This window comes from Rhodococcus sp. NPDC049939, assembly GCF_040656415.1.
Taxonomy (GTDB): domain Bacteria; phylum Actinomycetota; class Actinomycetes; order Mycobacteriales; family Mycobacteriaceae; genus Rhodococcus_F.
Genome location: NZ_JBFAMC010000008.1, coordinates 32,983 through 42,843 on the forward strand (window position 1 = coordinate 32,983; position 9,861 = coordinate 42,843).

Here is a 9,861-nt window from a genome sequence, read left to right on the forward strand (position 1 = left end):
TGTGGACGCGGACGTAGCATTCGAAGCGAACATGACCTTCTGGGACCTGAAACTTCCTCGAGTCCGGCAGCACATGGTGTGCGTCGGGAGCGTCATGATGATCTGGATCTGACCGGTATGAGAAACCGCTCGATTCTGCGAGGTGAAACTTCATCGCGGTCCTTGGCCCCGATACCTTTGTATCGGGGCCGAAATCGTACTGTTCTACCCCCCTTGTGGCGTGAGTGCCCCGAACCATCCAGGGTCGTTGCTGGTGACGCGCACGTAGTCCACCAACATAGTTTGTGGGAATGACGTTGTGGGATCTGGGTTTCCGGAGAAATTCCCGCCGACCGCGACATTGAGGATCATGAAGAACGGGTGGTCGAAGACCCATTCGTTCCCCATGCCGATGTCCAGCGGTGTGCGGGTTGCGTAGGTCTGGCCGTCGATCGACCAGCTGATCAGGTAGGGGGACCAGTCGACGGCATAGGTGTGAAAGTCGTCGGAGAGCCTCTGACCGTTGGGAAGCGTATAGCTGCTGGTGGGCCCCTCGTCACCTTCGTATCCGGGGCCGTGGATCGTGCCGTGGACGGTGCCGGGTTCACTGCCCTTGTACTCCATGGCGTCGATCTCACCGCTCTGCGGCCACCCGACTTCTGGGAAATTGCTGCCTATCATCCAGAACGCGGGCCAGATGCCTTGTCCGATCGGAAGCTTGATCCGCGCCTCGAAATGGCCGTATGTCTGGTTGAACGATCTCGAGGTATTGATCCTCCCCGAGGTGAAATCACCGACCTGGGGATCGTTGAGGTCGGTGCCATTTCTCATTTTCGCTGTGATCTGGAGGTGCCCGTTGCCATCGAGCGTGATGTTGTCCGTACCGGAGGTGTATTCCTGTAGCTCGTTGTTTTCACCGAATCCGGGGTCGTAGTGCCACTTGGATGTATCGACCGGAGAGCCGGCAGGACCATCGAAAGTGTCTTCGAAGATCACCGTCCCTGGTGGGACCTGATCGGCGAGTGCCGCCGGCACACCAGTGAAGCCTGCAGCGCTCAGTGTCGTCAGGCCGACAATGGCGGCGGAGCCGAGAGCCGATTTCAAAACTGAAGGCGATTTTCGACCACGACAATGTTCGCGCAGGGTGGAGTTTCGTAGCGATCTGGACATGCCTAACTCCTTTTTGTCCGAATGAAGCTGTCTCCAGGTGTCCGCCGGATGTTCCCCCTCACCGGAGGGCCTCGCATGTAGGTCTACTCGGCACGGACAGGGTTGTCTATACCGAAGCCTTGCGAATGGCCCTGGGTGGGGATTGCGAAGTCTCGTGGGCCGGAGTTCATCTCGAACGAAACGGGCAATCATTGGGCGAAGCCCTGACCCTCGCTTTGTAGAATATGGCCCTGGCTACCGGCGATTGCGTGTCCGACTACGTAGCGCCGCAAGTAGTTCCGAAACCGACCGGTCCGCGGATGGCTGTGGCGGTTTCGCGGAAACGGCCTGGCGCGATTTGTCTTCCCGAGCGCGGTGTCGATCTATTGTGTATCGGTTCAATCACATTGACGGATGTATCTTTTCGTAGCTTGCAATGATCTCGGTTGCGTAGTCCGAGCACCCGCCGAATCGCCCGTCGGAATCGAGTCAGGATGATTCCGACGGGTCAATTGGCCGCTACCGATGTGATTTCTTTCTCTGTCAATCCTTCTCGGTGGCCGGTGCGACGCTCTTGTCGATTTCGGCGAGCATGAGTCCGGACAGTTCGGACAGTTCGGACAATTGATTCACTTGGTGAGCTCGACTCAGGTGGCTTTGCGGGCCTTTAGAAATTCGAGCGCTTGGTCGCCGTGCGTGTTGGCACGAAACTCGCTGGAGATCACTTCGAGCACAGTGCGATCAGTATCGATGACGAACGTGGATCGCTTCACCGGCGCGAGTTTGCCCAATAGTCCACGACGGACTCCGAACTTCTGCGCCACAACACCGTCGGCATCCGAGAGTAGTGGGTAGTCGACGGACTGCTCCTGCGCGAAGGATGCTTGCTTGTCGACGGCGTCGATGCTGATGCCGGCGCGGGAAGCACCGACAGCGGAGAACTCTGCACCGAGATCGCGGAAGTGGCAGGCCTCGGCGGTGCAGACCGGCGTCGAGGCCGCGGGGTAGAAGAACAGCACCAGTGGGCCGTCCTCGAGCAGACCCGACAGTGTGCGCTCGACTCCGTCCTGGTCTCGCAGGGTGAATTCCGGGGCGATCTGGCCTGGTTTCATAGATGCCGAGATTACCCGCGCACGCATACGCGACGAATGCACCTGGGATGATGGAGTGCATGCACGGCGAGCCGACCACAATCCCCGCACCCGTTTCCGCCGCCACCGAGCACGGAGGTAGGTGCGATTCGACCACTACGCGAGAGCAGTTCCACGCTCTCGCGGCGGAGCACCGGGTGGTCCCGGTAACACGCAAGGTGCTGGCCGACGGGGAGACTCCGCTATCGGCATATTCCAAGCTTGCGGCGAGCAGGCCGGGTACGTTCCTGCTCGAGTCTGCGGAAAACGGCCGATCGTGGTCACGATGGTCGTTCATCGGTGTGGACAGTCCCGCCGCGCTCACTGTGGTCGACGGAGAAGGAGCCTGGTACGGGAACGTTCCCGCAGGTGCACCGTCCGGTGGTGACCCGATAGCAGCGCTCGGCGCGACACTGGAATTGCTCAGGACCGAACGGCTGCCCGATCTACCACCCCTGACCGGCGGCATGGTCGGATTCCTCGGATATGACGCTGTGCGGCGCATCGAGCGCATCGGTGACCATGCGGTCGACGATCTGCACATTCCCGAGATGCTGATGTTGTTGGCTACCGATCTCGCGGCCGTCGACCATCACGAGGGTGCCATCACACTGATCGCCAACGCGGTCAACTGGAACGGCACGGACGAAAACGTCGACGAGGCTTACGATGACGCGGTCGAGCGGTTGGAGCGTATGACGGCGGCTTTGTCTGCCCCGGCGGCCTCGACTGTGTCGACATTCGCGAAGCCCACCCCCCACTACCGCCGTCAGCGCACTACTGAGGGTTTCGGTGCCGATGTGTCGAAACTGGTGGGGGACATCGAGGCGGGCGAGGCCTTTCAGGTGGTGTTGTCGCAGCGCTTCGAGATCGACTGCACCGCCGACCCCATCGACGTCTACCGGATGCTGCGCGCATCGAATCCGAGCCCGTACATGTATCTCGTCAACGTGCCGAACGGTGACGGTGACACGGCATTCTCGATCGTCGGGTCGAGCCCGGAGGCGCTGGTGACGGTGTCGGAGGGTGTCGCAACCACACACCCGATCGCCGGAACCAGATGGCGCGGAGCCACCGAGGAGGACGATCTCCTGCTAGAGAAAGATCTTCTTGCCGATGAAAAGGAGAACGCCGAGCACCTGATGCTCGTCGACCTGGGTCGCAACGATCTGGGCCGGGTGTGCGAGCCCGGAACGGTGAAGGTTCACGACTACCGCCACATCGAGAGATACAGCCACGTGATGCACCTGGTTTCCACCGTCACCGGTCATCTCGCGGCGGGGAAGCATGCCCTCGATGCCGTTACCGCCTGCTTTCCGGCGGGTACCTTGTCCGGTGCGCCGAAGGTCAGGGCGATGCAGTTGATCGAAGAACTCGAACCGACGCGGCGGGGCATCTACGGCGGCATCGTGGGTTACCTCGACTTCGCCGGTGATGCCGATACCGCGATCGCGATCCGGACGGCGCTGATCAAGGATGGCATCGGCTATGTCCAGGCGGGCGCGGGTGTGGTCGCCGACTCGAACCCCGAATACGAGGACACCGAGGCGCGGAACAAGGCGATGGCGGTGCTCAGCGCGATCGCGGCTGCGCACACGGTGCGGACGCTACGAGGCGGCATCAGGTGAGCGAGACGACCGGGACTGTGAACGAATCCTCTCGGGCGGGACGACGCAGATCAGTGCTCTCGGTGCTGCTACTCGGCGTTGCCGCCGTGTGCCTGTGGGGTGCCTCCCGGATGGCATGGGTGGAGGTGACTTCATCCGACGGGCTGGGGGAGCAACGTACGGTCGCTCTCCTCGGCGGCACGTGGGCCGCCGCGCTTACGCCGCTCGCACTGACCCTGGTTGCCGCGATCGCAGCCTCGTTCGCGGTCAAGGGGTGGGCGTTACGCGTCCTCGGTGTCCTCGTTGCGACGGTCGCCGTTGGTGCCGCGTTCCCCGCGGTGGAGGTGATGGTGTCTGGCGCCTCCGACGACGCCGCCGGACGGCTGGCCGAGCTTCCAGGTAGGGCAGTGGTCGACGCGGTTTCCGTGCATGTCGGGCCTGCGGTTCTGGTGTTGGTGGGGGCTTTGGCAGCGCTCGCCGCGGCGGTTGAGCTTGTGTGGCGGCCCAGGGCAGGGGCCGGGCTCTCGTCGAAGTACGAGAGCCCGGGTGCGCGCCGGGACGCGGCGAAGAAGGCAGGGTCTGACTCGACCGACCGTCCAGTCACCCAGCGCATGCTCTGGGATGCATTGGATGCCGGGGAGGATCCGACAGTCGATCGACCGGAGCCCGACACGAACGGGGGTGGTGTCGATCAAGTTGACGAGCCGGATCGAGGCCCGGGTACCCGAATGTAAACAGCGTCACAGTGCCATCTAGGCTGGCCTCACCCTTGACATTCTTCCTCACATCGGGTTTCCGCCCAGAAAGGACTCGGGCCACGATGACCGTTCTCGACTCGATTCTCGACGGGGTGCGTGCCGATGTCGCCGCCCGCGAAGCCGTTCTCGACTTTGCTGCAGTCAAGGCGGCCGCTGCCGAAGCGCGTCCTGCGCTCGATGCCGCCGCCGCCTTGCTCGAGCCTGGCATCGGAGTCATCGCGGAGGTTAAGAGAGCGAGTCCGTCCAGGGGTCCGCTCGCCGAGATAAACGATCCGGCCGAACTCGCCGCCACCTACGAAGCGGGTGGTGCGCGCGTGATCAGCGTGCTCACCGAGGAGCGGCGATTTCACGGTTCTCTAGCGGATCTCGACGCTGTGCGCAGTGCGGTGAACATCCCGATCCTGCGCAAGGATTTCATCATCGGCCCGTACCAGATACACGAAGCTCGTGCGCATGGTGCTGATCTCGTGCTTCTCATAGTCGCGGCTCTCGAACAGGACGCGCTGGTGTCGTTGATAGATCGCACGGAGTCGCTGGGGATGACGGCACTGGTCGAGGTTCATACCGAGGACGAAGCCAACCGGGCGTTGGAGGCGGGTGCCAAGGTTATCGGCGTCAACGCTCGCAACTTGAAGAATCTGGAGGTCGACAAGAACGTCTTCGGCGAGATCGCGCCGGGACTGCCCACCGACATCATCAAGATCGCGGAGTCGGGCGTGCGCGGTCCGGCAGACCTGCTGGCGTACGCGGGCGCGGGAGCGGATGCGGTACTGGTTGGGGAAGGTCTTGTCACCAGCGGGGATCCGCGAAAGGCTGTGGCCGATCTGGTCAACGCCGGTGCGCACCCGTCCTGTCCCAAGCCCTCGCGCTGAGTAGATACCAGGTGACCCGGGCGTGGCGACGGGTGTGAGGTTGGGGCAGACTGGACCGGTGACCTCAAGTGATCAGGAAATCGTCTCCAGGAGTGGTGTCCTGCCGACTGCCGGCGACGGAGTCGCGGCACGCACCTCACACGACCCCGATGCCGGAGGGCATTTCGGTGTCTACGGCGGAAGGCATGTGCCCGAAGCCCTGATGGCGGTGATCGAGGAAGTCACCAGTGAGTACGAGAAGGCGCGCGCAGACGATGCGTTCCTGACGGAACTAGATCGCCTGCAGCGCGACTACACAGGGCGTCCGTCGCCACTGTTCGAAGCGATGCGGATGAGCGAGTTCGCTGGTGGTGCCCGGCTCATCCTCAAGCGCGAGGACCTCAATCACACCGGTTCGCACAAGATAAACAACGTGCTCGGCCAGGTGTTGCTGGCCAAGCGGATGGGCAAGACGCGGATCATCGCGGAGACCGGAGCAGGCCAGCACGGTGTGGCCACCGCTACCGCATGCGCCCTTCTCGGCCTCGAGTGCGTCATCTTCATGGGCGCCGTCGATACCGAGCGGCAGGCACTCAACGTCGCGCGGATGCGGTTGCTCGGAGCTTCGGTCGTGTCTGTCGAGTCAGGATCGAAGACTCTCAAGGACGCTATAAACGAGGGTCTACGCGACTGGGTTACCAACGCGCACAACACTTATTACTGTTTCGGCACCGCAGCGGGGCCGCATCCCTTCCCGACGATGGTCCGTGACTTCCAACGCGTCATCGGACTAGAGGCGCGTGCCCAGGTGCAGGCAATGACCGGTCGGTTGCCCGATGCGGTCACGGCTTGCGTCGGCGGCGGTTCCAATGCCATCGGACTCTTCCACGCCTTCCTCGACGACCCGGGGGTGCGTCTGGTGGGGTACGAGGCGGCTGGCGACGGAATCGAAACCGGTCGCCACGCGGCCACGTTCACGGCAGGCACGCCCGGCGCGTTCCAGGGCGGGTACTCGTACCTGCTTCAGGACGAGGACGGGCAGACCATCGAGTCGCACTCGATCTCGGCGGGTCTGGACTACCCTGGTGTCGGTCCCGAACACGCCTTTCTCAAGGACACCGGCCGTGCCACGTACGAACCGGTGACGGACACCGAGGCGATGGATGCGCTGCGACTGCTGTCCGAGCGAGAGGGAATCATTCCGGCCATCGAGTCGGCCCACGCCGTCGCCGGATCACTGCGGTTGGGTCGAGAGTTGGGGGAGGGCGCGATCATCGTCATCAATCTTTCCGGTCGCGGCGACAAGGACATGGACACCGCCGCGCGGTGGTTCGGTCTGATCGATTCCGGGAATGCAGCTGGAACCATCGAGACCGACAAGGACGGTTCAGCCAAATGAGCGAACAACTTTCGCGCCTCGCCCCGACTTTCGCCCAGTGCCGTGAGGAGAAGCGAGCAGCCCTCGTCGGATATCTCCCCGCCGGGTATCCCACCCTTCCGGGGTCCATCGACGTGGTCAAGGCAATGGTCGAATCCGGTTGCGACATAGTCGAGGTCGGTATCGCTTACTCCGATCCAGTGATGGATGGCCCGACTATTCAAGCGGCGGCGGAAACTGCCCTGAGAGGCGGTGTGCGCGTGCGTGATGTGTTCACGGTCGTAGAGCAGATTGCTTCCATCGGCGGCAAGGCCGTCGTGATGACTTATTGGAACCCGGTTCTGAAGTACGGTGTGGACGCTTTCGCTCGCGATCTCGCAGGTGCCGGCGGACTCGGTCTCATCACACCCAACCTCATTCCCGAAGAAGCAGGCGAGTGGTTCGCCGCATCGAAGCAACACGATCTCGACCGGATCTTCCTTGTCGCCCCGTCCTCGACCGAGGAACGCCTGGCGATGACCGTCGATGCGAGCACCGGTTTCGTGTACGCGGCATCGACGATGGGCGTCACAGGGGCGCGCAACGCCGTGTCGTCGATGGCGCCGGAGTTGACCGCCCGCGTTCGCGCACACTCGGACATTCCGGTGGGCGTGGGACTGGGTGTGCGCTCGGGGGCACAGGCCGCCGAAATCGCCGCATACGCGGATGCCGTCATCGTCGGTTCGGCTCTGGTCACAGCCGTCGAAGATGGCCTGGATTCGGTGCGTTCACTGACCAGGGAACTCGCTGAGGGAGTCCGCTCCGCTACCGTGGCGTCGTGACTTCCACACAGGACCTATTAGCCTACATTCCAAGCCCACCCCAAGGCGTCTGGTATGTCGGACCGTTGGCGCTGCGCGCATATGCGCTCTGCATCATCGTCGGCATCGTTGTCGCGATCGTATGGGGTGACCGTCGTTGGGTTGCTCGCGGCGGGGAGAAGGGAACCGTTCTCGACATTGCCGTCTGGGCAGTGCCATTCGGGCTGATCGGTGGCCGCCTTTACCACGTGATGACCGACTGGCCGACGTACTTCGGCGAAGGCGGCCAACCCGCGGATGCATTGAAGATCTGGCAGGGCGGCCTGGGGATCTGGGGGGCCGTGGCGCTCGGCGCCGTCGGCGCGTGGATCGGCTGTCGTCGTCGCGGAATCCCACTGCCCGCGTTCGGCGATGCGATCGCGCCCCCGATCCTGTTGGCTCAGGCGATCGGCAGATTCGGAAACTATTTCAACCAGGAACTCTACGGTCGCGAGACCACCGTGCCGTGGGGCCTCGAGATCTACTATCGGAGCAACGACGCCGGTCAGGTATCACCCAGCTTGATCGACGGCGTCTCCACCGGTCAGGTTGCGTTCGTCGTGCATCCGACGTTCCTTTACGAAGTCGTATGGAACGTACTGATCGTCATCGCGCTGGTGTGGGTGGATCGTCGCTTCCGTATCGGCCACGGACGACTCTTCGCTCTGTATGTAGCAGGCTACTGCGCAGGCCGCTTCTGGATCGAATTGATGCGTACCGATCACGCCAGCCTGATTGCGGGCATTCGTGTGAACTCCTACACCTCGGCCATCGTCTTCGTGGCGGCTCTGGTGTACTTCTTCCTGGCCACGAAGGGTAGGGAGGATCCGGCCGAACTGCGGTCGGCGAGCACAGAGTCTGTGGAGGGCGAGACCTCCGAGAGTCGGTCCGACGAAAAGGCCGAAGACAAGAGCGAGGCCGTACCCGGCGACCAGTCCGCGAGCGATGCGAGTGCCTCCTCCGAGGTGGGTGCGAAGCCGAGCGAGACCGGTGGCGAGGAGCTGAACAAGAAGGATGATGCGAATGACTGAACCGGGGTCAGCATCCGACGATTCCGACAAACGCGCACCCGAGAAGCCGCAAGAGGGAAACCTCGACCGCCAGATCGACAGCGAGTCAAGCCTTCCGCCCGAGTTCGGCTCGCCCTTCGATTACGACGCCACCGCCGAGGCTTCACTATCTCAGCCGCCCGCTACATCGGAGGCGACCCCGTCGCCGGCATCCTCCGGGACAGGGCCGGGCTGGGACACCTACTCAGGAATCGGCAACGGTCCGGGCTGGGGGTCAACACCCAGCTACCCGCCGCCGAGCGGAACCGCGTCGACCGCATCGTTTCCGAATGTGGACGAGACAACTCGACCGACGGCGTCCTCGACCGGCTACGAGCAGCCTCCGATACGGCCTGGCGGCCCAACCTATGGCGTACCAGACCCGAACTACGGCATGCACTCTGGCTACCAACAACCCGGATACGGCCAACCGGGCTTCCCGCCGGGCGGATACCCACAGCCCGGATTCGCGCAGCAATTCGGCTACCCGGCGGGCGGTTATGGACTCTACGTTGATCCGACGGCACCGTACGGGCGTGATCCGCTGTCAGGTGAGCCGTATTCGGAAAAGTCGAAGGGTATTGCGGGGCTCCTTCAGATCGTTTTCGGGTTCTTCGCGATCTGCGGCGTCGGCAGGCTCTACGTGGGGAGCACGACAATCGGTCTCATCCAGTTGTTCGGATTCTTTCTCAGCATCCCGTTGATGCTTCTCGTCGGGATGGGTACGCAATTCGTGGTGTTCATCGCGATCGGGGTCATCCTCATGGGGGCTGTGTGGGTGTGGTCGCAGATCGACGGCATCATGATGCTGTCGGGAAGCGTCAAGGACGGACAGGGCAGGCCGCTGCGAAACTGACCTGATGTCCGACCTCATATCGTGTGGCCCGTGTTGCTGATGCGACACGGGCCACTTGCGATTCCAGGGTGAGATTGGCATGTCTTGCCGGTATAAGTCCTGGTAAACTAAGCGCGCCGGGTGTACGCCCGGCAGCAACCTTCACGGGCCGATGCTGTCCCGGAGGATCCCCGAACCGCAGCTGGCGCCCGTCGTGGCGACCCCACCAGGGGAGGTCGCCGACAGCACGCATGGCGCGCGCACTGGTGGTCTCGCCTGCCGATGT

The 9,861-nt window shown here is 63.0% G+C and carries 9 protein-coding genes; 7 read left to right on the top strand and 2 right to left on the bottom strand.

The features are described from left to right. Window positions 1-204: 204 nt before the first annotated feature. Both AB0I57_RS19595 and AB0I57_RS19600 read right to left on the bottom strand, forming a co-directional pair. Complete coding sequence (locus AB0I57_RS19595; RefSeq protein ID WP_358339091.1) at window positions 205-1,083, bottom strand: glycoside hydrolase family 16 protein; 879 nt, start codon at window positions 1,081-1,083, stop codon at window positions 205-207. A gap of 692 nt (window positions 1,084-1,775) precedes the next feature. After that, on the bottom strand, window positions 1,776-2,240 hold the full coding sequence (locus AB0I57_RS19600; RefSeq protein ID WP_358339094.1) for a peroxiredoxin: 465 nt from the start codon (window positions 2,238-2,240) through the stop codon (window positions 1,776-1,778). A 59-nt stretch (window positions 2,241-2,299) separates the two neighbouring features. On the opposite strand from AB0I57_RS19600, the gene AB0I57_RS19605 reads away from it, so the two are divergent. The 7 genes from AB0I57_RS19605 to AB0I57_RS19635 all read left to right on the top strand — a co-directional run bounded on the left by AB0I57_RS19605 (window position 2,300) and on the right by AB0I57_RS19635 (window position 9,596). Next, window positions 2,300-3,886 (top strand): anthranilate synthase component I, encoded by a 1,587-nt coding sequence (locus tag AB0I57_RS19605; protein WP_358339280.1) that lies wholly within the window; start codon window positions 2,300-2,302, stop codon window positions 3,884-3,886. Then, entirely contained in the window at window positions 3,883-4,599 is a 717-nt protein-coding gene (locus tag AB0I57_RS19610; RefSeq protein ID WP_358339096.1) for a TIGR02234 family membrane protein, read from the top strand. Before AB0I57_RS19605 ends, AB0I57_RS19610 begins: the two co-directional genes overlap by 4 nt. Before the next feature lie 86 nt (window positions 4,600-4,685). Beyond that, a complete protein-coding gene (gene trpC, locus AB0I57_RS19615; RefSeq protein ID WP_358339099.1) occupies window positions 4,686-5,495 on the top strand; it encodes an indole-3-glycerol phosphate synthase TrpC in 810 nt (269 codons plus the stop codon). Between the two features lie 58 nt (window positions 5,496-5,553). Continuing rightward, window positions 5,554-6,873, top strand: a complete 1,320-nt coding sequence (gene trpB / locus AB0I57_RS19620; protein ID WP_358339102.1) for a tryptophan synthase subunit beta — start codon at window positions 5,554-5,556, stop codon at window positions 6,871-6,873. After that, window positions 6,870-7,673: a tryptophan synthase subunit alpha gene (gene trpA, locus AB0I57_RS19625; protein ID WP_358339105.1), complete on the top strand. Its 804-nt coding sequence runs from the start codon at window positions 6,870-6,872 to the stop codon at window positions 7,671-7,673. The genes trpB and trpA overlap by 4 nt, the downstream gene beginning before the upstream one ends. Then, window positions 7,670-8,722 (top strand): prolipoprotein diacylglyceryl transferase, encoded by a 1,053-nt coding sequence (gene lgt, locus AB0I57_RS19630; protein WP_358339108.1) that lies wholly within the window; start codon window positions 7,670-7,672, stop codon window positions 8,720-8,722. The genes trpA and lgt overlap by 4 nt, the downstream gene beginning before the upstream one ends. Further along, window positions 8,715-9,596, top strand: a complete 882-nt coding sequence (locus tag AB0I57_RS19635; protein WP_358339111.1) for a hypothetical protein — start codon at window positions 8,715-8,717, stop codon at window positions 9,594-9,596. Before lgt ends, AB0I57_RS19635 begins: the two co-directional genes overlap by 8 nt. Window positions 9,597-9,861: the final 265 nt, after the last annotated feature.

Bases quoted from the DNA above. Each gene is read 5' to 3' on its own strand.
- AB0I57_RS19600 (WP_358339094.1), bottom strand. From the start codon at position 2,240: ATGAAACCAGGCCAGATCGCCCCGGAATTCACCCTGCGAGACCAGGAC.
- AB0I57_RS19605 (WP_358339280.1), top strand. From the start codon at position 2,300: ATGCACGGCGAGCCGACCACAATCCCCGCACCCGTTTCCGCCGCCACC.
- trpC (WP_358339099.1), top strand. From the start codon at position 4,686: ATGACCGTTCTCGACTCGATTCTCGACGGGGTGCGTGCCGATGTCGCC.
- trpA (WP_358339105.1), top strand. From the start codon at position 6,870: ATGAGCGAACAACTTTCGCGCCTCGCCCCGACTTTCGCCCAGTGCCGT.
- AB0I57_RS19635 (WP_358339111.1), top strand. From the start codon at position 8,715: ATGACTGAACCGGGGTCAGCATCCGACGATTCCGACAAACGCGCACCC.